The sequence below is a fragment of the Reichenbachiella sp. MSK19-1 genome, assembly GCF_003590315.1.
Lineage (GTDB): Bacteria > Bacteroidota > Bacteroidia > Cytophagales > Cyclobacteriaceae > Reichenbachiella > Reichenbachiella agariperforans.
Map to the genome: position 1 here is coordinate 508167 of NZ_MIER01000015.1, position 24375 is coordinate 532541.

Consider the following 24375-nt stretch of genomic DNA (forward strand, 5'->3'; position numbering starts at 1 on the left):
TAATAAATGTTTTTATCACAGGATTTATTAGATTTAATGGCAGTTTCAAAACAACAGATATACTTTTCTAAAACTGCATACTCGAGAACTAAGCAGATCTCTGTCAATGATCGCTCATCATATTAAAGAAATGATTGATTAAGTTGACTAATTACTATTGGGGCCGACAATATAAATTGCCGGCCTTTTTCTTCTCCGAGAGAAAGCATTATTCAGATAAAAATTATTTAGTCAATATAAAATTCTACTGCTTCTCGCTCTCTCTCCCATTACGTAAGACATCTGTTTTTTAGATATAATTTTAAGAATATAAAACAGGACAAAATCAAAAACAGGCTCAAACACTCATATAACCTACTGATTATCAATAATTGCATAGTAAATGGCGATTATTGATATGTCTAATTTGGTAGGAAATTCTACCTTGGTTTTCATAGCATGACAAGTGAAGAGACTAATTTCTTATAGGACAGGTGGTGCATAGACACCTACCTAAACATGACCAATCGTTAAGATAATTTTTCAACTCACTTCTAACAATAACACTGTGTGCCTAGTGAGGTAGCAAAGAGAAGTAGAAGTGCATTCGGTTTCAATAATTAACGGAAGAAGGTTCAAAAGGAACCCTACAAACCGCTAACTGTCATGCTAACAACTATTAGTAGAAGAAACCAAACATATATCTTATATGAACCCACATGTATTAACCCCGAGGACATCCTCTATCAAGCGCAATAGGCGAACTCAACACCTACATCCGCGCTAGCTAAAGCGATAAAAAACAAAACACCGATGCTACGCATCAATACCAAAAGAGCCTTCATTAGCTTCTAAAATCAATAAGGTTCAACTGGAAATACATCACCATGACAGGTACGATGGCAGGATCACTATGTCCATACCGATACCTCTCAAAGACTATGAAAGACAAGAGGATTGACTGTCCTCATTTATTACTATTAAACTAAATACTATTATGAAAAAAGGATTACCTGTAATGATAATAGCACTGCTATTGTCCTACATCACTTATGCCCAATCCATCACGCTGCAGAGCGCTGAAGGATGGCTAGAAACAGCTACTGTCAAGTGGCTACCTGTATCCAGTGCAGAAAGCTACAACGTCTACTACAGCGGTGGAGGTGTGACCAACCAAAAGATCGACGACCAGCTGATTCGTAGCTATGGTAGTTATATGCGTGCTGACATTCCTGGTCTCAAAGCGGGATCTTACACAATCAAAGTAACACCTGTTGTTTCGGGATCAGAAGGGTCAGGAGCAGTATCCAGTTCGTTCTCAGTACTAGCGCACGACCGAACGGGTTTTGCATTTCACAACGGCAGAGTACCAGGAGCCTACAAGGCTGACGGGACTCCCAAAAGCGGTGCTGTGATTTTGTACATCACCGAGGAGACCAAAAACACCATTTCCTTGGATGTCGAAGGTGCCACTAGCAACCCTTGTGTAGGGTTACAAACCATCCTAGAAGGTTTCAAGAAAGGCAAAGACAACAGACCATTGATCATACGAATGGTAGGGCAAATTACCGACTTTGACTACATGCTCAACGGAGACATCGTTATTGAAAACAAAAACAACGATGCTGGTTACATAACCCTAGAAGGAATAGGTGACGATGCTACAGCAGATGGCTGGGGTATTCGACTCAAAAATGCCAATAACATCGAGCTTCGAAACATTGGCACCATGAACTGCAATAGCGGTGAAGGTGACAATATTGGTCTACAGCAAAACAACTTCTACGTTTGGGTGCATCACGTAGACTTCTTCTATGGTGACGCTGGCGGAGACTCAGATCAGGCCAAAGGTGACGGTGCACTAGACAGTAAGAGATCTGGATATGTAACCTTTTCTTACAACCACTTTTGGGACACTGGAAAATCAAACCTATTAGGTAACGGCACAGAAGACCCTGAATACCTCTCCTACCATCACAACTGGTATGACCACTCTGACAGCCGCCACCCACGAATTAGAAATCACAGCGTACATGTCTACAACAACTACTATGACGGAAACTCCAAATATGGGGTTGGGTCAACCAAAGGTTCTTCGGTCGTCGTAGAAGGCAACTATTTTAGGAACTGTAAGTATCCAATCCTAACCTCTATGCAAGGCTCTGACATCTTTGATGAGGATGCTGGTCAAAATGACGCAGGAGACATGGCTACTTTCTCCAGTGAGGATGGCGGTAGTATCAAAGCAGCTAACAATTATATGGTAGGACACAAACGCTTTGTTCCTTACGGAGATCCCAACTATCCAAACTCGACCGTTGATTTTGATGCGTATGTCGTGAATAATATCACAGATGACATGCCAAGTTCGGTACAGTCATCAGAAGGTGGCAACACCCACAACAACTTCAACACGACTTCTATCATGTACACCTATACTGCCCAAACACCTGAGGCAGCCAAAACTACCGTTATGCAATATGCAGGACGTATGAATGGTGGAGACTTTAACTTTACTTTTGACAACTCAGTAGATGACACGTCTTATGCGGTGAATACAGCGCTCAAATCAGCACTATCAGGCTACAACACTAACCTTCAAGGAATTCAAGGGGAAAATGGTGGACCTATCATCGACCCAGAGGATCCAGAAGACCCTGAAGATCCAACTGATCCAGAAGAACCAACTGACCCCGTTGATCCAGGAGACTATGACCATAACTTCACCACTTCTGGCACGAGTAGTTCATTTTATAGCATCTCGGGCAATCTTTCGGATTCTAAAGGAACTGTAAACTATGGAGGATTGACACTGACGCAGTGTTTAAAAATAGAGTCTAGCACTTCTATATCATTTACGACTACAGAAGAAGCTACCTTGACACTCGTATTCAACGACACTTTCAATGGAGATTTCAAGATAGACGGTACGAGCCAAAGTGTATCTTCTGGTGTCTTAACTGTAACACTCGCTAGTGGCAGCCACACCCTCACCAAAGACAATACAGCCAACCTTTACTACATGAGCCTAGTCTATGCAGGTGGTGGCACGACATACTACAGCTTGACCACTACCATCAATGGCCAAGGATCAGTCAGTCCAGCCAATGGAAATTTCGAAGCAGGAAGTACCGTAGCACTAACTGCTACACCAGATAGTGGGTGGGAGTTTGATAGTTGGAGTGGTGGCTATACAGGCACTACAGCTACCGTCACAATGAATGCTGACAAGTCGATCACGGCTACTTTTACGCCTATCACCTCTAATATCACATACACAGTCAGCACGTCAGTAGTTGGACAAGGTACAGTTTCTGGCGATGGCACTTTCGCAGACGGAACGAACATTTCCTTGACTGCATCAGCAAGTAATGGCTACTACTTCAGCGGATGGAGTGGTGATGGATCAGGCAATAGCAACCCGCTATCAGTCACTGTCAATAGTGACAAAAACATCACGGCAACCTTTACAGAAGAGAGTGAAGAGACTGGTGACGGTTACTATGTAGCGACCAACGGAAATGACTCCAACACAGGAACTATCTCCAGTCCATTCAAAACCCTCCAAAAAGCCATCGCATCTGTATCGGCAGGGGGATATATCTATCTCAGAGGAGGAACGCACGTGATGACCGCTTCATCCATTGTGATTCAGAAAAACGGTACTGCTGGCAACAACATTCATGTCTTTGCCTATCAAAACGAAGTACCTGTACTAAGCTTCGATGACATAGAAGTATCCTCTAACCGAGGCATTGTCCAAGATGGTGACTACTGGCACTGGAAAGGTGTGACGATAGAAAAAGCAGGAGACAATGGCATGTTACTATCTGGCAACAACAACACCATAGAGCATTGTGTCTTTAGAAAAAATCATGACACAGGTCTGCAACTCAGCAGATACAATACCAATGCTGATCAAATCAGCGAATGGCCTTCTAATAATCTGATCGTTGATTGTGAAGCCTTTGACAATGCGGACAGTGATAGCGAAGATGCAGACGGGTTTGCAGCTAAATTAACCTCAGGAACTGGCAATATCTTCCGTAGATGTGTCTCTCATCACAACATCGATGATGGTTGGGATTTATATACCAAATCAGAAACTGGCCCTATCGGGGTGATTTTGTTCGAAGACTGTATCGCTCACAACAACGGTACCCTGACAGATGGAAATACCTCCGGAGGTGGAGATAAAAACGGTTTCAAGCTAGGTTCGTCAGCGCATCAAGTCAACCACGAACTAAGAAGATGTATCGCCTATAGCAATGGCAAGCATGGCTTCACCGATAACGGAAACATAGGAAATATCAAGTTTTACAATTTGACATCTTATGACAATGGAGACTACAACTATCATACGAGAGACAATGCATCGCACACTTTCCGAAACTGTATCTCATTAGACGGAAACCATACGGATCGAATCGTCGGAGATGCACCTACAGGCTGCAATGCATTTGACGACACAGATACCAACTGGACAATATCAGTCTCTAGTAGTGATTTCGAGACATTATCTCCAGGATCATATGCAAACCCTACAGGCAATGGCTTTTTAAATTTGAAATCATCTAGTTCATTGGTAGATGCGGGTTGTTCTGCTCCTGGAGTATCAGGCAATGGGACTTTAGATATCGGCGCTATAGAGCTGGGAAGTATCACAGAAGACCCCGTTTACACTTTGACTACTGCCATCAATGGACAAGGATCAGTGAGTCCAGCCAACGGCACATTCACTGCGGGTACATCAGTCTCTATGACTGCCACTCCTGCTAGCGGGTGGCAATTTGACAACTGGAGTGGTGGCTATACAGGCACTACAGCGACTGTAGTGATGGATGGAGACAAACATATCACAGCCAACTTCTCTCAAATCGGAACCAATACAACCATCACGATACAAGAAGGTGGTACTGGTTTTTGTGAGGTGCAAGGCAGCGTAGACTCCAACAATGGAGGGTTTACAGGTGCCGGCTTTGCCAATACAGACAATGTTACAGGCAAGGGCATAGACTGGAACGTAGACTTTGGATCAACCAGCACCTATACCTTTGTCTTCAGATATGCTAGTACCTCTGATCGTCCTGCACAACTATCCGTGAATGGTTCTACAGTGGTGAGCAACATTAATTTCACATCGACAGGTAGTTGGACTACCTGGCAGACTATATCAGTGAGCACGACTGTCAACGCGGGTGTGGGAGCACTTAGGTTAGAAGCCACCGGATCTAATGGACTGGTTAATATCGACTATGTAGAAATCACTGGAGTCAACCCTACAGCGGTTTCATGCAACAGCAGTGCCAGAGCATTGTCAACTGATCTCGGGGAGGAGTTCGACCTACAAGTCTACCCTAACCCTGCTTCGCACCAAATCACGGTCAACATTCCAGACTTTCGTGGAGACGAAAGAATCCGTATCGTCAACCTAATGGGCATGGAAGTAATCAACATGGCAGCTCAGTCCGCTAGTTCCGTACTAAATATCAGCCACCTAGCACAAGGTAGCTATGTAATGCAAGTACAAACTAGCCGCAGCACGTACGCAAAAATGATAGTGAAAAACTAAATTAGATGAGTTCAAAAAGCCTTAACTGATTTTTGAGCTCCACAAAACTCAAGCTGTCTCGGCAAGACATCTTACACCTGTAGTGAGATATTTGACTGAGACAGCTTTTTTATACCTTTACGCCCATGGAAAAAATCAAAACAGGTATCGCTTCTTTTGGCATGTCAGGTCTCATATTTCACGCCCCACTCCTACAAGCCAACACATCTTTTGATCTACACACCATAGTAGAAAGAAGCCCTAAAGGCTCCAAAGACATCTATCCCGACATCAACATTGTCACAAGCTACGAAGCACTACTCGCTGATCCTGCAATCGAACTCGTGATCGTCAATACGCCTGACACCACACACTTTGACTTTTGCAAACAAGCCCTATTGGCTGGCAAACACGTCGTGGTAGAAAAGCCTTTCACCATACACAGTCATGAAGCAGAAGAACTTATTTCACTTTCCAAAGTGAAAAAACGCATCCTTAGCGTATTCCAAAACAGGCGATGGGATAGTGACTACCTCACGGTAAAAAAAGTAGTACAAAACGAAATGCTCGGACGACTCGTCAGCTTCGAATCACACTTTGACCGCTACCGAAATTTCCTCAAATCTGACACGTGGAAGGAAGAATCCCTCACAGGAGCTGAAATCCTCTACAACCTCGGTGCACACATGGCAGATCAGGCTTATGATTTGTTCGGGACACCCCAAAGTGTCTTTGCGGAAATTGGCATCCAACGCAGCAATGGCAAAGCAGACGACTACTACACGCTCAACCTGAAATACGACGGACTCTCCGTTACACTCAAAGCCAGCTACCTCGTGCGTGAGGAAGGCCCTAGATATACGCTCCATGGAACACTCGGATCATTCCTCAAATGGGGGATGGACGTACAGGAAGATGATCTCAAAGCTGGTAAATCACCAAATGATCCAGCGTGGGGAATCGAACCCAAAAAGCAGTGGGGCAAACTCAATACAGACATCAATGACCTTCACTTCTCTGGCAGAATCGAGTCACTGCCTGGCAACTACAGCGCATATTATGACAATATCGCAGCAGCCATCCATGGCACAGAGCCTTTGATCGTAAAACCTGAGCAGGCACTAGACGTCTTGCGTATTATAGAAGCTGCCATCCAAAGCAATGAAAAAGGAATCAGGGTCAACTTGTGATTACTTCGTTCTGTCACAAAACCTATCGCAGGCATTCTCTTTTGGACGGACATGAAATAACAAGTCTTTAACCTGAATCACGCAATTCAGGAGCCTGTCTACCGAACAGACAGGCTTTCGCCCTTCGATTAGAACTTGATTGAATTCAATATCAGACCAGAAGCTGGTGCAATGAATGTAAAGGGTTCTTCTCTTTTTTGTGTCAATGATAATTCCAACTCCTCCATTGTATGGACACCTCGTCCCAGATTGATCAGTGCGCCCGCCATCAGCCGCACCTGATGACGCATAAACCCAGGCCCACATACACGCAGCATATAGCTCTGCTTTGGAAAGAAACTCGCGGTATAGATGTCGTTGTTGACTAATTCGCACTGCACCACCTCTCGCTCTAGCACGGTCATCTCAGAGGGTTTGTAGACATAGTTTTGGAAGTTGTGACGTCCCTGAAACAACTGTGCCCCCTTTTTCATCTGCTCAATATCTAGGTGATCATTGATGTGACAGATATAAGGCGCGGCAAAAGGGTGGTTCTTTTCTCCAAAGGAAAACAAGTACAGGTACTCCTTGATTTTCGGATTGAGGATCACATTGAACTTCGCATCGACCTGTTCGATACTCATCGCGCGTACATCAGACGGCAGATTATGATTGAAGTCTTTGAGAAATACTTGCTCGTCGAGTTGTTCCTTGACGAACAGCTCTATATAGGCCTGGTTGGCAGACACCATCGCGTCGGTACGTCCAGAGGGTAGGACTTTGTGATCTTTGTGTCCAAGGACATAGTTGAGCGTCCTCTCTAGCACCAACTGCACCGTTTTGACGTTGGGTTGCTTTTGGAAGCCATGGTAGCGAAACCCCAGATATTGGAGTTCGATCAAGTAGTAATAGCGTTGGCCCTGCATCACCAGTCAATCGGAAAATAATCCTTGAGAAACTTGCCACACCAGTGCTTGCCAGAGTTGATACCGTCGAGCAAGGGATCCACCACACGTGCTGCACCATCGACGATATCTAGCGGTGGTTGAAAGTCATGCAGTTCTTCTTTCTTCTTCGCCAGCTCGACAGGATCCTCATCGGTCACCCAACCCGTATCCACAGCATTCATATAGATACCATCTTTCGCAAAATCACTCGCCGACGTATGTGTCATCATGTTGAGTGCTGCCTTGGCCATGTTGGTATGCGGGTGTCTATCTTCTTTCTTGAATCGATGAAACTTACCCTCCATCGCCGAGACATTGATGATGTGCTTTTGTCCAGTGTAGTCTTTGCGCATCAGGCCAATGAGGTTATTGATCAGTACGAAAGGCGCTACCGAATTGACGAGCTGTACTTCGAGCATCTCGGCGGTCTGTACCTCTCCTAGTCGCAAGCGCCAGCTATTGGTCTTGCGAAGATCGACCTGTTGGAGGTCAGCATCCAGTTCCCCTTCTGGGAATATCTCTGCTGCTTCGAGCGAATTGTCAAAACGGTACGGTATCTGTGACAACTTTGCTGAGGCACGGATCCCTACACCGGGCTCCTGTCCATGCCAAGTCACTGGCATGGCACCATCGTTGTTTTCCAACGCCTTGCCATAATCCGTCAAATCCCGCACGCAGGCATGATGATCTTTGAGTAGCACTTGGGCTTCTTTAGACTGTTGTTCGTAGGGCAGCAATTCCTTCTCCATCATATGGCTATAGAACCCTGGCGGTCGTCGTACCGTCTGCGCGGCATTGTTGATGATGACATCCAATCGGTCAAAATTCTGCTCGACGTAGCTCGCGAACAATTCTACACTAGGAATATGACGCAAGTCCAGCCCGTGGATATGCAGCCTCTCCTTCCAGTCGTGGTAGTCCTCTTCCCTAGCAAATCGGTTGGCCGAATCCACAGGAAAGCGAGTCGTCGCGATCACCGTAGCGCCAGAACGCAACATCATCAAACAGATATGGTAACCGATTTTCAGACGTGATCCCGTGATCAGCACCACCTGCCCTGTCATATCGGCACGTTGGAAGCGCTTCATGTAGTTGAGATCCCCACACTCCTCACACATCGCATCATAGAAATGGTGGAGCTTGGTATATTCCTTCTTGCAGACGTAGCAATTGCGCGGAGAGGACAAGACCCGATCATCTGTCGCAGGGATATTCTGCAAGAGCAGTTGTTTGGGCGCCTCAAACACTGGCGTCTCCCGTGCAGAGCGAATGCCTGATAGAGCCCTGGCTTTTCGGTCGTTGGTTACGACCTGCTTGCGCTTTTCTTTCTTGGCTTGTTTCTTTCTCAGACGATATTCGTTGCGATCAGGGCGGGACAGTTTGCCTGCAGCTTTGAGCAAATCTACGCGCAACGCCTCTGGCAAGGCATCCAGTAGCTCTCCTCGCTCACTCAATGTCTCGAGCATCTTGATCGAACGCTCCAGCTCTTCCTTATCTATTTCCTTGTCTGACTCAGCCATAGTTTTATTTTTCCGAGCGCAAAACTAGTGGGAGTTCAGGGATAAATAAAATGTAATGTATCTACAAAACTAACTTCCCTCTCAAGTCTATATTTTCAACAAGAGCAATTGCGATCAATCCCAACTGATATCGTAGGCCGTGAATTTGTCTCCTTTGGACAATGAGCTCGTGATATTAAATTGTAGATTTTTACAACCACAGATCTCCAGTGCCTTTTCCATCCATCCACCTATGCGGTATTCAAGCAGTTCGTTGTTGACAGGCAGTTCGGTCAAGTGCAACAGCATAGATTTGTCCGTGGTATTCTTCACTTCAATGTTAGTGGGATTATAAAAAGTCGTCATCACGCGACTCGATCGCTTAAGCATAAAAGCAGGCGTACTCACCAGTACAAATATTTTATACACACCCGAAAGTGAGACTTTAGCGCTATATCGTCCAGATTCCCACGCTCCTTTTTTAGGATCATCATAACACAGTTTGCACAGCTGCACCGTTGGATCTATCACCCCATCCTCCACTGGACACCACTTTTGCGGACCTACTTTATCCAGTAGTTGCAGCGTATTCTTTGAAAGGTTTTTTTTCCATGCATCGTATTGACTCACATGTTCACTTTTCATGAATTCGTCTATACTAATCAAGACCGATCCTCGTACCTCCATTGTTTCTATTTTTTGATTGGTTTTTCTACTCCTAAACAGCTAAAATAATCAAATTAATCAAATCCGAAAATCCTGATTAATTTTGATACTAGACTATAATGCTTACCGCTATGACTCAGCCTAGCTCCCCCTGTTACCTATTCGTCTACGGCACATTGATGCAAACTTATGACAACCCCTATGCCACACTACTCCGAAGCAATTCACGTTTTGTGTCAGAAGGCTATGCTCAAGGAAAAATTTATAAAATAGACTTTTACCCAGGACTTAAGCGCTCCATAGATCAATCACATAAAGTGTATGGGCAAGTCTATGAACTAACCAACCAAATTGCTCACGTGCTACGATCTCTGGATGAATATGAGGGGATAACTCACCCTCCTACACAAGAAAACGACTATGAACGGGTTTCAATTCCAATCTATACAACACATGGATTGATAGACTGTTGGGCATATATCTATCTACGACCCGTATTAGAAGAGGAGTGGATCGTTAGTGGCAGATTCTCAGGTTAAAAACCTACCGCTCCCAGATACTAAAATCCTTCCCTTTCCCTCTACCTATAAGCTCTGACATGTAGTAAGTTTCGAGGGTATTGACATCCTTGAGCAAAAATTCATCATACGGCATAATCTCCTGTACCGAGAACTCAAATTTCTCTCCATAATTAGTCAAGACGTAAGATTTGTGGGTACGTAGGTTACTCAGTGCTATGCTCATATACTCGTAATTCTCGGCAAAGATTGTGAAATATCTAAACTTTAAGCCTTGAAATAGAAGAGAATATAGTCTAAATTAGATATTGATGAAAACCAACCAACCCCTCATCCTGCTACTCTTGCTATGCCTATCTGTGTCTACTCTGGCTCAAAATGGGGACTACTCTATAGGTGCACGTTCTACTTCGCTAGCAGGTGCTAGTGTCACGATCACTGACGAATGGGCACTCTTCAATAACATAGGTGCTCTAGCTGAAGTCAAAAACCTATCTGTCTTCGGCACCTATAGAAACCAATATGGCCTGTCAGAACTATCCACCATCGCCATAGGAGCAACTGTCCCCCTCTGGAACGGCACTTTGGGTTTAGGTATCTATCGCTATGGAGGAGACCTGCTAAACGAACAACGCATCAACCTCGGCTACAGCTATCAACTCGGGCTGGTGAGTCTCGGGCTCAACATGAGCTACTTTCAATACTATGTGGAAGATGGCGGTACCAGCAGCCAAATGATGATCGACTTTGGAGGCAAAGCTAAGATCAGCGAACAACTCTATTTTGGTGCGCACATATCGAACATCAACCAAGCCGAACTGTCCACCGCTACAGAAGAACTAGTTCCGACATACCTGAAAACAGGACTAAGCTATCGTCCCAATGAAAGCATCATGCTCAATGCCGAAGTAGAGAAAAACCTAGACGACCCTGTCACACTAAGAACAGGTCTAGAATACCAAATCATCAAAGTGCTAGCCCTACGCATGGGTTTTCGAACAGAACCTTTTATCAGCAATTTCGGATTAGGTTTTCATATCAAACACCTCAAAGCAGACTATTCCTTTGGGATTCATCCTGACCTAGGAAACATCCACCAAGTCTCCTTTACCTACCAAATCAGACGCAAAGAATGAAGCGGGTCGTTGCTACGATATGGATATTGGGGTTGTCACTTACAGTCTGGGCACAAGAACCCGAACGGCCAGAGATCGATATACAGACTTTCGTAGAAGATATGTTTCAGGTTCCCGATCAAGACATCAACTATGACGATCTCTACGAGTCTCTCTATCAACTCTACCTCAACCCTATCAACCTCAACAACACCACCAAATCAGAATTGAACAGCCTCTATCAACTCAATATTCGCCAGATCAACAACCTCACAGATTACATCGCACACCATGGCCCACTACTCTCCATCTATGAACTTCAGGTCATAGATGATTTTGACACCCAAACCATCGACCAGCTACGTCCATTCATTACCGTCCGATCCAAAGGAGACTATGCGACACAAGGAAATCTCATACAACGCATTGCAAAAGAAGAAAACACCTACCTCCTGCTACGAACCGAAAGAACATTGGAAAACAAAAAAGGCTATATCCGCCAAGATTCTGGAAGGTATCTCGGTTCTCCATACAAAGTCTATGGACGTTTTTTGACACGACATACCAAAGATTTTAGTCTCGGATTCACCTTCGAAAAAGATGCTGGAGAACAGATGATTTGGGATCATAAACAAAAGCAGTATGGGTTTGACTACTATTCCTTTCACCTGTTTCTAGAGAATAAAGGCAACTTCAAAAAAATCAATTTGGGAGACTACCAGATGCAATTCGGGCAAGGGCTAATACTCGGAGCAGGATTCAACCCTGGCAAAGGTGCTGAAACCATTACCACTGTCAAACGTGGCAACTCAGGCATTCGTCCGTACAGCTCTGTACTCGAGTCTGGTTTCATGAGAGGTGCGGCCTTTACCTACACATTAGCCAAACACATCGATATCAGTCCATTCTACTCGCATACGCGAAAAGACGCAGGCATTCAACCTGCTGGTGATCTAGAAAGCTATGAAGAATACGTGTCGAGCATACAAGAGACAGGTTTTCACCGCACCCATACAGAAAAGAACAAACGTCACCAAATCACTGAGCAAACCTTTGGGATCAATCTAACCTACAATGATATCGGCAACAAGAATTTTCAAGGAGGAGTCACCTACATCAACAATCAGTATTCCGTCCCTTTGATCAAGTCACCTACCAACTACAACCAGCACGAGTTCAAGGGGCAGCAAAACTATAACTTGGGCGTATTTGCGAACTATAACTGGCACAACATGCTCCTGTTCGGAGAAGCTGCTCTATCCAAATCTGGCGGAAAAGCCTATGTCGCTGGATTGATGAGCAGCCTGTCCCCCATACTCTCCATGAGCTTCGTCTATCGCCACTATGACAGAAACTACCATGCCTTCTACGGCAATGCTTTTGGTGAAAGCTCTCGCACCATCAACGAAACTGGTATGTACTGGGGCATCCATCTGTCACCATCCAAACGCTGGACTTTTTCTGCATTCTACGACAGGTTCCATTTTCCATGGCTCAGATATCGAGCCGAAGCACCTAGTACAGGTTATGAATACCTCGTCAAAGCACAACACTCTCCTAACCGGAAAATCAACCTCTATCTACAGTATCGTCAGCAGTCCAAAGAACTGACGATCACACAAGAAACCCAGCTCAAAAAACTAGCGGCAGGACTTAAACGCTCATTAGCTGCCAACCTAGATTTCAATGTCAATACCTATCTCGGCCTCAAGTCTAGAGTTCAATACAGCACCTATAATTTGGCTGGAAACAAAACGGAAGGCATCTCCATCATTCAGGATGTCAATATCAAAATAGCGCGATTCAAAATCAGTACACGTTTTGCGGTATTCGATACCGAGGACTATGAAAACCGACAGTACGTCTATGAAAGAGATCTACTTTATGCCTTTTCCATTCCCGCCTACTCAGGCTTGGGTACGCGTAGCTACATTCTCGTACAATATCGTCCTCACAAAAAAATAACGCTATGGGCTAAATATGGGCGGTACCACTACGATACCAAAACTGAATCCATAGGTACCAGCAACGAACAAATCAGCGGGCACATCAAATCTGAAATCAAATTTCAAATCCGCTACAAAATATAAAAAAGGCTGCCTCTCACGAAACAGCCTTTTTATCACCTCACTTGTAGCTTTAGGTATTAGTCGTCAGCTTTCAGGTCTGCTAGACTTTCTGTCACATTGATCAAGTGATCACCAATTTTCTCACAAGCAAAAACTAAATCCCTATACGCCACTCCTGTACGTATATCATAGTTTTTCTCTTCGATTTTCTTGTAATATGCTTTGTTCAATTTTTTCGTTTTCACATCAATCGCCTCTTCTATGAGCATCGCGCTATCCAGTGTTACATCACGATAGGACATATTTAAATTATCCATCATCGTATCTATGGCGTTATCCACCAATCCGATAATCTCTTCAAGATTCTTGAATTGTTCCTTCGAAAAGTTCAGTTTATGCTTTGCCTTTTTGCTAGCGTCTTTAGACATCCGCATGATGATATCGGCTACACGCTCCAAATCACCAGTGATGCTGAGTATCGCACGGATCTCCTCAGACGATGCGGCAGATAGCCTTCCTTCGGCTACTTTCACTAGGTAATCATCTATTTCTAGCTCTAGATCATCTGTACGTTGTTCATACTTCTCAATTTTCTTGAGTAGCTTTTCTATTTTTTTCTCGCTATCCGAGGTGATTAACTCTACAGACAGCTTATGCATTTTCTTAATGATTTTACCAAAGACCGTTAACTCCTTTCTAGCCTCTAGGAGAGAAATCTCAGACGTCTGCATCAAACTCGTACCAATGAATTCCAAATGAAACTCATCATCTTCCTCTTCTTTTGATGGTACCATTTTGATCACCAGTTTCTCTATGTAAGGCACAAACCATATCATCAATAAGGTATTAATGATATTGAAACTCATGTGAAAATAAGTCAATCCCCATTTCACATCCGCTACATTGGTCAAAGGCGATCCATGATCCGTCATCGTCATGAAGGTATCTACTGCATTGATATAGACATTGAATATCAAGAGCATCCAAACTACACCCACAGCATTGAATACAAAGTGAGCCCGTGCAGCTCGTTTGGCATGTACGTTACCAACCAGTGCTGCTAGATTAGCCGTGATGGTAGTCCCTATATTTTCACCCAAAACAATAGCAGCCGCCATATCAAACGGAATCCATCCATTGTCACACATGATCAGCGTTATCGCCATAGCGGCACTAGACGACTGAACTACTACCGTCAAAATTGTACCTATAAGCACTGCTATGATAATCGCTAAAAACCCAAGTTCATTTAGATTAGCGATCCACTCTAGAATTTCAGGGTTATTTTTCAAATCTGGCACAGAATGTTTCAACTCATCCAATCCCATAAATAAAAGTGCAAAACCAATAAAAAACTCACCCCAATATTTTAGGTCAGCTCGCTTCGCAAACAACAAAGGAAATCCCAGTGCTATAATTGGCAAAGCATAATTAGATATGCTAAACTTAGAAAATCCAAGAAATAATATTAAAATAGCCGTAATTGTAGTGCCAATGTTAGCACCCATAATGACGCTAATCGCTTGACGTAACTTCAAAAGCCCCGCATTCACGAAACTCACGACCATCACGGTAGTCGCTGAGGATGACTGTATGATAGCAGTCGTCAAAAAACCAGTCAACACTCCACTAAAACGATTAGATGTAATGAGACTCATCACCCCTCTCAACTTATCCCCTGCCACCTTTTGGATAGATTCACTCATGACCTTCATCCCATAGATAAAGAACCCGAGTGCTCCAATTAGCTTTAAAATCTCAAAAATGCCGTATTCCACCTTTCTCTTTTTAAATATTCGATTATTTCAAACGCGTGCAAATGTAAGAATTATTCACACGTACCATTTTATTTAAATATTAACATATCACCGTAATCACCTAAAATCACCATAGAACAGTTAATGATTTATTAACATTGCGCACCGACATATATATTAATTTTGCGCTTCCTTATGATAAAAACATCTGAACATGCGCCCAAAGGTATCATCAAGTTTGTACTTAGTCTAGTAATTTCTTTGACCATTTTTCTTTGGTCGCTAGACTTGATGACAGAGACATTTCAGATCATAGGTAATGACACAGTCATCAGGTTGCTAGACATCATTTCCAACCCATTTGTGAGCCTATTTATAGGGATTTTTATAACTGCAGTGATTCAGAGCAGTTCTACCAGTACATCACTAATCGTAGCGATAGTCGCCTCAGGCAGTCTCCCACTACAAAACGCAGTACCTATGGTCATGGGCGCTAACATCGGCACCACACTAACCAGTACCATCGTATCGCTCAGTTATATCACCAACAACAAGGAGTTTAAAAATGCTATAGCGACAGGCGTCATGCATGATTTTTTTAACATTCTAACCGTGACGATCCTTTTCCCTCTCGAATGGAATTATCACATATTAACTGAGCTATCACAAGACATCACTCATTTTGTAGGTTTCAAAAATAAAACGGCAACAGACGTAGCAGTAACACACTCTGGCTTATTTGATTATATCAATAGCTATTTGATAGGCATCACTAGTTTCAAACCTTTACTCATTCTACTTTCAACAGCTAGCTTGTTTGGATCAATTAAGATTATGTCCAAAACAATCAGTAACCGAATGATTGGTACGATGAGGGAAAAGTTCGAATCTGTATTCTTCAAAAACAACTTCAACGCCTTTAGTTTAGGGGCTATCTTAACAGCTGTCATCCAGTCAAGCTCTATCTCCACTACAGTGATCGTCCCACTAGGTGCCACAGGAAAAATCAAACTAGAGAAGATATTTCCCTACATAGTAGGGGCGAATATTGGGACAACAATTACCGCCCTCATCGCTGCAGTCAACAAATCAGAAGCAGCTATGAATATCGCCTTGGTGCACTTCCTTTTCAACCTGATAGGCACAGTTATATTCCTATTGACCCCTGGTATCAAAAAGATACCAGTCATCTACGCACAAAAATTCGGATCAATGACCATGAGATATAAAATCATAGGTTTTTTCTACATATTGGTCGTATTTTTCATCCTCCCTCTCTCACTTATTTTCTTAGGAAAACTCTAAAATTAACAACATCTTCTAAGCGAAGCATATCAAGCAACAATACGCAAATGTTTCCTGAATATTAAGTCAATGTTACCGATTATATCTAACCTTGCAGCTTAATCAAAATTCAGAAAATGAGATTATACATCTTAGGAATGTTATTCCTTTGTGTCAGTGCGTCCGCATATTCGCAAGGATTTGCAGACAACAAACTAGGAAATGGCATCAGATACACTGCTAAAGACTCGTCATTTAGCACTCAAATCAATGTTAGGTTTCAGTCCAGATACTCTGGGCTCATGAATCTCGAGAATAGCAACTATACAGACAACTTCCTCATCAGAAGATACCGAATCAAATTCAAGGGTTTTTTGTACGACCCAAGCATACAATACAAAATCGAACTAGGACTCTCTAATCGCGATCAAGGCAACTTCTACAACGAAAACAATGGTGCAGCCAATATCGTACTTGACGCAGTACTAAAATGGGAGTTCAGGGAAGGCTGGGAACTCTGGGGAGGTCAAACTAAACTACCTGGTAACCGAGAAAGAGTCATATCCTCTGGCTCGATGCAGTTTACTGAGCGCAGTGAACTCAATGCATTTTACAATCTGGATCGAGACATGGGACTCCAATTACATCATGAACACGAAATGAACGGCTGGATAATCAGAGAGATAGGATCCATCTCCATGGGAGAAGGTCGAAACATCACTGCTTCTAATGTTCAAGGATATGGATATACCGTCAGAGCTGAAGTTCTACCCTTTGGAAAGTTCCAAAAAAAAGGTGACTACTTTGGTGGAGATCTAATGAGAGAACCTAAACCAAAGCTATCCATAGGTATCACCTACGACTTCAATGACAACAATAACCGTGAAAGAGGGCAATTAGGAAGGTTCCTAGACACGCATGTAGACATCAGTAGTATATATGCAGACCTGATGTTCAAGTATCATGGATTTAGTATCATGTCGGAGTACGCCAACAGACGTTTAGTGAATGGTGCAGCTTTCGGTCAGGATGAATTCGGGGAACAGCGTTACTTTTATATGGGAGAAGCCTTCAATTTATCAACAGGTTACCTTTTCAAAAACAAGTTTGAAATAGCTGGGCGATACGTCATCAACAGACCTGAAAGGATCGATATAGCTCCAGATTCAGAGATAGTAACACTCAATTTGACCAAGTACATCTCAGGCCACACACTCAAACTACAGAGCAGCGCATCCTATATTAACAATCATGAAGAGGCCAACGAACTGTTGTTCATGTGTCAAGCTGAAATAGGCTTTTAATTCGACTTCACCCTTATCGATTCATTCATCTATCACAGGAAGATTAGTAATAATAGAGCCCATCTTACCCCTCACTGTTACTTGTCTTCCTTTAGCTTCACTATTTCGCTTTGCAGGTTGGCAACTATGGCAGTAAGTTCAGTCATATTCATCTCTGGCGTAGACGAACTAGGATCTGGAAAATCTATACTGATAAATGCTTTGGACTCCCACACCTCTATGATATTTTTAGCATCCACTTGATACGGAGAATAGGATTTATTATCTGACACGAGAAATAGCATACCATTTTCATCGACATAGTTAAAGACACGCTTATAGACGACACCCTCTTCCTTGCTCAGGAGTACATAGGTTTTACCATTCTTAATATCAGAAATACGCTCCAAATACTGACCAATGATAATCGTACCAGGCTGCAAAGGAAGCATAGAATCGCCCGATATTTCAAAAGCTCTGTAGGTAGCGTTGCTCGGGAGCATAGGTAACTGAAACCTCGGCAATGACTCGATATAATCTGGATCTGCATAACCGTTAAGATAACCCGCAGAAGCCTTTTGTGGTATCAGTTCGATATTTTCACGCTCCTGACTATCCACTGTTATAGACAATATTTTTGCACCATCACCAGTAATATATAAATCCTCGTCAGACAACTTAGACACATCTTTGCTGATCAGTGTATCAACACTCACATTAAACAGCTCTGACATACGAAGCAAATTATTGAGTCGTGGATCTGCTCGCCCTTCTTCGTAGGCTCCCACCAAAGACCGCTTGATACCAATCGCATTGGCAAAGGTCTCCTGTGTGTACCCAAAATTCTTTCTCAGAAATTTAATATTCTCGTTCAGCTTAGCAACTTCCATACGGTGACTTCTAATTTAGGCCTCAAACATAATAATACCATTGTCATTATTACAGGCACGACCGATCGAATATAGGTTGATATGATGTGTATTTCCGTTGTGCTGTATTTGATCGAGGCGCATGTAAATCTTCTGTACGACATTGGTCAATGTCTCCCCAGAGTCTGCTAGAACATAGCCATACATATTCTTCTTCTGTTCCAAAGAGGCATGGAACTTCACTTGGCATTTTCCTGACTTCAATTTCTTTGAGGATAGCTTCAGCTTATAGTTTCCTCCGATATGATATTCTTCCATTACTAATTTTATTATCAATTAATGAGATACAAATTGTACTACTAGCACTATTTGATAATAAAATTAGCCTATTACTTTTAGCAGGCAAAATAATTAACTAATTATTTTAGCATTAACTACTTTCTCTTACTAAAACCTCGCTTTGGACGTGAACTTCCTCTGAATTTAGATGACGCCTTTGGGTTGTACTCTGGCCCCTCCCCTATATACTCAGGTAGCGGAACTTTTCTAATATCCTTCTCTATCAGCTCCTCGATTTTGCTGAACTTAAACATATCCTCCTCATTGACGAAGGTAAATGCAATACCCTTGGCCTCTGCTCGTCCTGTACGTCCGATACGGTGCACATAATCCTCCGCATCTCCAGGCACGTTGTAATTGATCACCATGTCGATCCCTTTGATGTCGATCCCACGGCTCATCACGTCAGTCGCTACGAGAACATTAATTTTCTTATTGATAAACTCCTGCAGTACAACTTCCCTTCGAGACTGCTCTAGACCTGAATGGATTGCTTCTGCATTGATACCTATCTTCTTGATCTCAGCAGCAGCTCTATCAACTTCTGATTTTTTAGAGAGGAAGACAAACACGCTCTCAAGTGGTTTTGCCTTGAGTAGATGTTTAATTAAGTCCAATTTCTGTCCATCATATACCATGAAGGCAGCTTGCACTATCGCAGCACTTGGCTTAGAGATCGCAATATTCAATTCCTCTGGTTCATTCAGTACTTCCTTAGCAAGCTTTCGCATTTTAGGAGGCATAGTCGCTGAGAACATTAAATTTTGTCTTTTGGCTGGCAGACCTTCCATGATCTTTTTGATATCATCATAGAATCCCATATCCAACATACGATCTGCTTCGTCCAAGATAAAATGCTTCACCTTAGACAGGTCTACATACTCTTGGTTCAAGTGTGCAATCAAACGACCTGGCGTGGCAATGATCACGTTAGCTCCATTGACCAAAGCCTTCTTTTGGACATCCCATGAAGTACCATCTCCACCACCATAGATAGCAAGTGAACTGATATTGACAAAATAACCTAACCCCTGTATCTGCTGATCGATCTGTATTGCCAACTCTCGTGTAGGTACGATGACCAATGCATCGATAGACCCGTGATCTTCCTGAGCCTGAATCTGCTGTATGGTAGGCAACAAAAATGCTGCAGTCTTACCTGTCCCTGTTTGTGCGCAGGCGATCAGGTCTTTTCCATTCAATATGATTGGAATTGCTTGTTCTTGTATTGGCGTGGTAGTTTCATAACCCATAGCCTCTACACTTTCTAGCACGGGGCTTTGAATGCCAACTTCTTTAAATTTTAACGTCATATTATGATTTGATAAAGGTCAAATCTAGTGTTTATTCTTGAATAACTCCTTTTAATTCGACGGTTGATGACTTGAAAGGATAGGCATTGTTCTCTGGATTCATATCGGCAGTAAACTCATCAGGATCGATCTGTATGCTTTTGATCTGCGCCAATGGCAGGTCGATTGAGAAAGTATAATATGGGTAGACCCATGGCCAGTTGGTCAACTGTTCAGCATTCTTAGCGATAGGTTTCGCACCGCGCATGAGTCCGAGTGCTATGTGATACCATTGTTCAGTCCCATCTAGCATAGTAACCTTCACATCTACAGGCATAGGCATCTCCCCGATCCGCTGGAGGTGGATATTCGTTTTTCCTGCTGACGCATAGACTTGAGTGATCGCATAATCGATCGATTTGGTAGTTTTTACCCAAAAATCAAAATACCAATCCAACTCAATCCCACTTTGTTTCTCTATGATCTTTTGAAAATCCAACATATCAGGATGCTTAAATCTCCATTCTTTGTAATACTGTAGGAGTCCAGCACGTAGATTCTCCGATCCCACGACGTACTCCAACTGACGGAGTGTAATTGCTCCTTTGGAATAAGCCGCCGTCCCATAGGCCCAATTCGTACTAAAAAAGTCTGAATGTGTCGTCAGCGGTTCTTCCTTACCCGCCTCTACCAATCGACGATAGCCCCTCATATTTGCTCCATGAGGGTTAATGGCTGGATATTTTTCGTTGAACAAATAGTCCATCACCAAATTAGACGCATAGGTTGTAAAGCCTTCGTCCATCCAAGAGTAGTAACTCTCATTGGTCGCTAACATCATCTGATACCAACTATGCATCATCTCGTGCACAGTCACTCCTACGAGACTTCTAGCACTTCTATGCCCAGTGATCAAAGTAGCCATCGGGTACTCCATTCCTCCATCGCCTCCTTGAATCACCGAATAAACAGGATACGGATATTCTCCAAAATTCTCTTCGATGAATGGCAGTGCCTTTTTCATATAGACCTGTAGATCCTTCCACTCTTGCACTAGGGTATCTCCCTGATAAAAATAGTGAAACTGTAGTCCCTCTTTCATATCCACCACATCATGTTGATAATCTGGATCAGCTGCCCAAACAAAATCATGCACATTTTCTGCTTTGAAATGATAAGTCATCTTCTCAGCAGTCGGACGTCCCGCACCATAGCCTTTGCCTACCTCACTCGTATTCTGTAGCACACCAGTAGCCCCTATGTTATAGGCACTGTCAATCGTGATCTTCACATCATAATCTCCCCATGGGCTATAAAACTCTCTGGCTATATAAGGGTGCGTGTGCCAACCAGCTCTATCATATTCGGCGATTTTAGGAAACCACTGTGCCATAGATAGACGCACACCTTCGGCATTGTCCCGACCCGTTCTTCTAATCTGTAGTGGCACCTGACTCTCGAACTTCATCGAAAACTCTGCTGTAGATCGAGGTAATATGGGCTTCTTGAGATCTACGATCATAACCGTACCATCTATGGTATAGCTTAGTTTCTTCCCGTTTTGTTTGAGAGACTCAATCTTGTGATAGCCGATTTCATTCTCTTCGAGCTTGTAGATTCTATCTTTCACCCTGCGATCTGGGTCAGGCAGAGTTCTACTGCGTACATCCATCATACTACCCGGCTGAAAGGCATTATAATAGAGATGAAAATATACGCGAGTCAACGTGTCTGGCGAATTATTATAATACTTCAGCGTTTGATCTCCAGTGAATCGGTTGGAGGCAGCGTCCATATCAATCTCCATTTTGTATTCTACTCTTTGTTGCCATCGGTCTTGTGCCAGGGACATGACTGGCACCAACAGGATCATTAACGCTTTGATGTATTTCATAACTAACTTTTGATTTTTTTCCTTCGTGCAAACTAAAGAGGGTATAAGGTTTTACCCAGAACATTTTGATAGACGGTAGGATTAAAACTTGGACACTATGGAGTTCAAAACCTGGGGATTCAACTCATGCGCTCCTTGATAAGGTATCAGTTCGGGATCTATTCCAGTGGCTATAGCTACTTTCTCCATTTCAATCGCATAAAGATCAGTATCAAAGTATCGATCATTATCTCCCAAGACTCCATATATTTTTTCCTCTCCAGACAGAAACGAAAAATCAGAAGCCTGCAACTCTGGAGGAAAACTCCCTGCCCAAAGTATCAGAGATGCAAGTGGCAGCTGCAAGTGAGCAGCCAATCTACATATCGCAGACACGCCCTGCGAGAAGCCTAACAAATGAATTTGATAATCAGCAATCTCACGCCTATCTAATGCTACAGACATGACTGACGAAAAATAAGCTTGTTGATTTGTCAACTCAACTGCCCGATCTTCCTTAGTCATCCAGCTCGCTCCCACTTGCCTATGACCTGGCAGATAGAACTTAGACAAGCCCTGTAGCGCAATCACATGATGTGTCTCAGCATCTAACTCGTCAAAGTGACCAATAAAATGCTCAGATAGCTGTCCATACCCATGACACACCAGCCAAATATGTTTGGTGTCTCTGGTTAATTCATTGAGCGTATGATAACTAGCCTGTATCTCCACTGACACGTGGTTGACTTGCCCCATCAGTCGCTGTAGCTTATTCGGTAAATCTTGCCTGCCTTATCGTCCGAGACCAACAGACTCCCATCGTCAAGGACTAATACATCGACAGGTCTTCCCCATGCCTCCTGCTCCTCTACATCCAACCATCCCTCTACGAACGGCTCATAAGAAATCGCTTTCCCATCCTGAACTTTGACCTGAGTGAGTCTGTAGCCTACCTTTTTGGAGCGATTCCATGAGCCATGTTCAGCGATAATGATAGACCCACGATAGTCCTGAGGAAACATCTCTCCATTATAAAACTTCAATCCCAACGGCGCTACATGCGCACCTAACTTACGAGCTGGAATCACAAAATCCGAACAGGGGAACTTAGCTCCAAACTCAGGGTCTGCAATATCTCCACCATGACAGTAGGGATACCCAAAATGCTGCCCCAGCTTGGTCGCCTTGTTTAGCTCACAAGGAGGCATATCATCCCCGAGCAAATCACGACCATTATCAGTAAACCAAAGTGTACCAGCAGAATCCCACGTGATACCTACTGAATTTCTCACTCCATGTGCGTAAATTTCACGATCCGAGCCATCGGGATTCATTCTGGTGATGGAGGCGTATATTTCGTCCTTACTCTCACATATATTACAGGGGGCACCTACAGGTATGTAGAGTTTACCATCCGGGCCAAAAGCAATATACTTCCAGCCATGATGCTTGTCCGACGGATAATCATCATAAATCACCGTTCCCTCACCTAAAGCATCCAACTGTCGTTCTATATCGTCATATCTGGTCAGTTGATCAACCTCCGCGACATACAGGCTACCGTCTCTAAAAGCTATCCCATTTGGCATATTCTGATCCTCTAGTAACGTAATCACCTCATCTGCCTGACCGTCTCCATCTGTATCTTTGATCGCATAGACCTTACCCGCATCCTTAGTTCCTACATAGAGTACCCCACTTGGACTGACTGCCATTGATCTCGCATTCTCAACTCCATCTGCATACACTGAGATTTGAAAACCCTCTGGTAACTTCAATGTCGCCAGTTGTCCAGTCGGTTCTTCGATCGTATCAGACTCGTCGGCAGGTTGTTCAGAACCCGTTTCAGTTGATCCACATGAACTACTTATCGTCAGCCATGCTAACAGGGGCAGGTAGGTGATTAGATTCTTCATTTTTGGTTTCATAGATTGAGTGTACAATTTAGCCTTTAGACGGGATAGCCAAAATATAAGTTGGGATTTTCTACGACTAGGTCGCAAGAATGCCCTGCTGCCTCACTTTGCGGTATCTCAAAAAAACAAAACACAGATATCTGCTCAAAACACCAATCAGAGAAAAGCTTAACTTCACCTGAAAAATCTTGAAGCTCACCGATTTCCGCTTTAGTAGGCTGTAGGGCTGTGCTATCATTGCATCGTAAT

At 43.3% G+C, this 24375-nt stretch carries 18 protein-coding genes; 7 read left to right on the plus strand and 11 right to left on the minus strand.

The window, feature by feature from the left end:
* The first annotated feature begins 976 nt into the window (after positions 1–976).
* Positions 977–5551 (plus strand): carbohydrate-binding protein, encoded by a 4575-nt coding sequence (locus BGP76_RS10225; protein WP_119844589.1) that lies wholly within the window; start codon positions 977–979, stop codon positions 5549–5551.
* Between the two features lie 125 nt (positions 5552–5676).
* Positions 5677–6720, plus strand: a complete 1044-nt coding sequence (locus BGP76_RS10230; protein WP_119844590.1) for a Gfo/Idh/MocA family oxidoreductase — start codon at positions 5677–5679, stop codon at positions 6718–6720.
* Positions 6721–6848: 128 nt separating this feature from the next.
* Here BGP76_RS10230 and BGP76_RS10235 read toward each other — a convergent pair whose 3' ends face one another.
* The 3 genes from BGP76_RS10235 to BGP76_RS10245 all read right to left on the minus strand — a co-directional run bounded on the left by BGP76_RS10235 (position 6849) and on the right by BGP76_RS10245 (position 9832).
* Positions 6849–7625, minus strand: a complete 777-nt coding sequence (locus BGP76_RS10235) for a tRNA pseudouridine(38-40) synthase TruA (protein ID WP_119844591.1) — start codon at positions 7623–7625, stop codon at positions 6849–6851.
* Entirely contained in the window at positions 7625–9166 is a 1542-nt protein-coding gene (locus BGP76_RS10240) for an SDR family NAD(P)-dependent oxidoreductase (RefSeq protein WP_073124577.1), read from the minus strand. The genes BGP76_RS10235 and BGP76_RS10240 overlap by 1 nt, the downstream gene beginning before the upstream one ends.
* Before the next feature lie 114 nt (positions 9167–9280).
* A complete protein-coding gene (locus BGP76_RS10245) occupies positions 9281–9832 on the minus strand; it encodes a hypothetical protein (protein ID WP_119844592.1) in 552 nt (183 codons plus the stop codon).
* Between the two features lie 110 nt (positions 9833–9942).
* On the opposite strand from BGP76_RS10245, the gene BGP76_RS10250 reads away from it, so the two are divergent.
* The gene (locus BGP76_RS10250) at positions 9943–10350 is read left to right on the plus strand and encodes a gamma-glutamylcyclotransferase (RefSeq protein ID WP_158584225.1); all 408 of its coding nucleotides are present in this window, start codon (positions 9943–9945) and stop codon (positions 10348–10350) included.
* Between the two features lie 4 nt (positions 10351–10354).
* On the opposite strand, the gene BGP76_RS10255 is transcribed toward BGP76_RS10250, so the two are convergent.
* On the minus strand, positions 10355–10555 hold the full coding sequence (locus BGP76_RS10255; RefSeq protein ID WP_073124582.1) for a hypothetical protein: 201 nt from the start codon (positions 10553–10555) through the stop codon (positions 10355–10357).
* A gap of 85 nt (positions 10556–10640) precedes the next feature.
* Here BGP76_RS10255 and BGP76_RS10260 point away from each other — a divergent pair, with 85 nt between their 5' ends.
* Both BGP76_RS10260 and BGP76_RS10265 read left to right on the plus strand, forming a co-directional pair.
* On the plus strand, positions 10641–11465 hold the full coding sequence (locus BGP76_RS10260) for a hypothetical protein (protein ID WP_119844594.1): 825 nt from the start codon (positions 10641–10643) through the stop codon (positions 11463–11465).
* On the plus strand, positions 11462–13534 hold the full coding sequence (locus BGP76_RS10265) for a helix-hairpin-helix domain-containing protein (protein ID WP_119844595.1): 2073 nt from the start codon (positions 11462–11464) through the stop codon (positions 13532–13534). The genes BGP76_RS10260 and BGP76_RS10265 overlap by 4 nt, the downstream gene beginning before the upstream one ends.
* 56 nt (positions 13535–13590) lie before the next feature.
* Here the strand turns inward: BGP76_RS10265 and BGP76_RS10270 are convergent, their stop codons facing one another.
* Positions 13591–15291 carry a Na/Pi cotransporter family protein gene (locus BGP76_RS10270; RefSeq protein WP_119844596.1) on the minus strand — a complete coding sequence of 567 codons (1701 nt, stop codon included), beginning with the start codon at positions 15289–15291 and terminating at the stop codon, positions 13591–13593.
* Positions 15292–15465: 174 nt separating this feature from the next.
* Here BGP76_RS10270 and BGP76_RS10275 point away from each other — a divergent pair, with 174 nt between their 5' ends.
* Positions 15466–16575 (plus strand): Na/Pi symporter, encoded by a 1110-nt coding sequence (locus BGP76_RS10275; RefSeq protein WP_073124589.1) that lies wholly within the window; start codon positions 15466–15468, stop codon positions 16573–16575.
* Between the two features lie 116 nt (positions 16576–16691).
* Positions 16692–17858 (plus strand): porin, encoded by a 1167-nt coding sequence (locus BGP76_RS10280; protein WP_119844597.1) that lies wholly within the window; start codon positions 16692–16694, stop codon positions 17856–17858.
* Positions 17859–17935: 77 nt separating this feature from the next.
* Here the strand turns inward: BGP76_RS10280 and BGP76_RS10285 are convergent, their stop codons facing one another.
* The 6 genes from BGP76_RS10285 to BGP76_RS10310 all read right to left on the minus strand — a co-directional run bounded on the left by BGP76_RS10285 (position 17936) and on the right by BGP76_RS10310 (position 24126).
* Positions 17936–18727: a helix-turn-helix domain-containing protein gene (locus BGP76_RS10285; RefSeq protein ID WP_073124593.1), complete on the minus strand. Its 792-nt coding sequence runs from the start codon at positions 18725–18727 to the stop codon at positions 17936–17938.
* Positions 18728–18742: 15 nt separating this feature from the next.
* Positions 18743–19024 (minus strand): hypothetical protein, encoded by a 282-nt coding sequence (locus BGP76_RS10290; RefSeq protein ID WP_073124595.1) that lies wholly within the window; start codon positions 19022–19024, stop codon positions 18743–18745.
* A gap of 116 nt (positions 19025–19140) precedes the next feature.
* The gene (locus BGP76_RS10295; protein WP_073124596.1) at positions 19141–20358 is read right to left on the minus strand and encodes a DEAD/DEAH box helicase; all 1218 of its coding nucleotides are present in this window, start codon (positions 20356–20358) and stop codon (positions 19141–19143) included.
* A gap of 31 nt (positions 20359–20389) precedes the next feature.
* A complete protein-coding gene (locus BGP76_RS10300) occupies positions 20390–22231 on the minus strand; it encodes a M1 family metallopeptidase (protein ID WP_119844598.1) in 1842 nt (613 codons plus the stop codon).
* An 81-nt stretch (positions 22232–22312) separates the two neighbouring features.
* The gene (locus BGP76_RS10305; protein WP_119844599.1) at positions 22313–22966 is read right to left on the minus strand and encodes an alpha/beta hydrolase; all 654 of its coding nucleotides are present in this window, start codon (positions 22964–22966) and stop codon (positions 22313–22315) included.
* Entirely contained in the window at positions 22966–24126 is a 1161-nt protein-coding gene (locus BGP76_RS10310) for a sorbosone dehydrogenase family protein (RefSeq protein ID WP_119844600.1), read from the minus strand. Before BGP76_RS10310 ends, BGP76_RS10305 begins: the two co-directional genes overlap by 1 nt.
* Between the last annotated feature and the right edge of the window lie 249 nt (positions 24127–24375).

Bases quoted from the DNA above. Each gene is read 5' to 3' on its own strand.
- BGP76_RS10310 (WP_119844600.1), bottom strand. From the start codon at position 24,126: ATGAAGAATCTAATCACCTACCTGCCCCTGTTAGCATGGCTGACGATA.
- BGP76_RS10250 (WP_158584225.1), top strand. From the start codon at position 9,943: ATGACTCAGCCTAGCTCCCCCTGTTACCTATTCGTCTACGGCACATTG.
- BGP76_RS10260 (WP_119844594.1), top strand. From the start codon at position 10,641: ATGAAAACCAACCAACCCCTCATCCTGCTACTCTTGCTATGCCTATCT.
- BGP76_RS10280 (WP_119844597.1), top strand. From the start codon at position 16,692: ATGAGATTATACATCTTAGGAATGTTATTCCTTTGTGTCAGTGCGTCC.
- BGP76_RS10240 (WP_073124577.1), bottom strand. From the start codon at position 9,166: ATGGCTGAGTCAGACAAGGAAATAGATAAGGAAGAGCTGGAGCGTTCG.
- BGP76_RS10305 (WP_119844599.1), bottom strand. From the start codon at position 22,966: ATGGGGCAAGTCAACCACGTGTCAGTGGAGATACAGGCTAGTTATCAT.
- BGP76_RS10300 (WP_119844598.1), bottom strand. From the start codon at position 22,231: ATGAAATACATCAAAGCGTTAATGATCCTGTTGGTGCCAGTCATGTCC.
- BGP76_RS10285 (WP_073124593.1), bottom strand. From the start codon at position 18,727: ATGGAAGTTGCTAAGCTGAACGAGAATATTAAATTTCTGAGAAAGAAT.
- BGP76_RS10255 (WP_073124582.1), bottom strand. From the start codon at position 10,555: ATGAGCATAGCACTGAGTAACCTACGTACCCACAAATCTTACGTCTTG.
- BGP76_RS10230 (WP_119844590.1), top strand. From the start codon at position 5,677: ATGGAAAAAATCAAAACAGGTATCGCTTCTTTTGGCATGTCAGGTCTC.
- BGP76_RS10235 (WP_119844591.1), bottom strand. From the start codon at position 7,625: ATGCAGGGCCAACGCTATTACTACTTGATCGAACTCCAATATCTGGGG.
- BGP76_RS10275 (WP_073124589.1), top strand. From the start codon at position 15,466: ATGATAAAAACATCTGAACATGCGCCCAAAGGTATCATCAAGTTTGTA.
- BGP76_RS10265 (WP_119844595.1), top strand. From the start codon at position 11,462: ATGAAGCGGGTCGTTGCTACGATATGGATATTGGGGTTGTCACTTACA.
- BGP76_RS10295 (WP_073124596.1), bottom strand. From the start codon at position 20,358: ATGACGTTAAAATTTAAAGAAGTTGGCATTCAAAGCCCCGTGCTAGAA.
- BGP76_RS10245 (WP_119844592.1), bottom strand. From the start codon at position 9,832: ATGGAGGTACGAGGATCGGTCTTGATTAGTATAGACGAATTCATGAAA.
- BGP76_RS10290 (WP_073124595.1), bottom strand. From the start codon at position 19,024: ATGGAAGAATATCATATCGGAGGAAACTATAAGCTGAAGCTATCCTCA.
- BGP76_RS10225 (WP_119844589.1), top strand. From the start codon at position 977: ATGAAAAAAGGATTACCTGTAATGATAATAGCACTGCTATTGTCCTAC.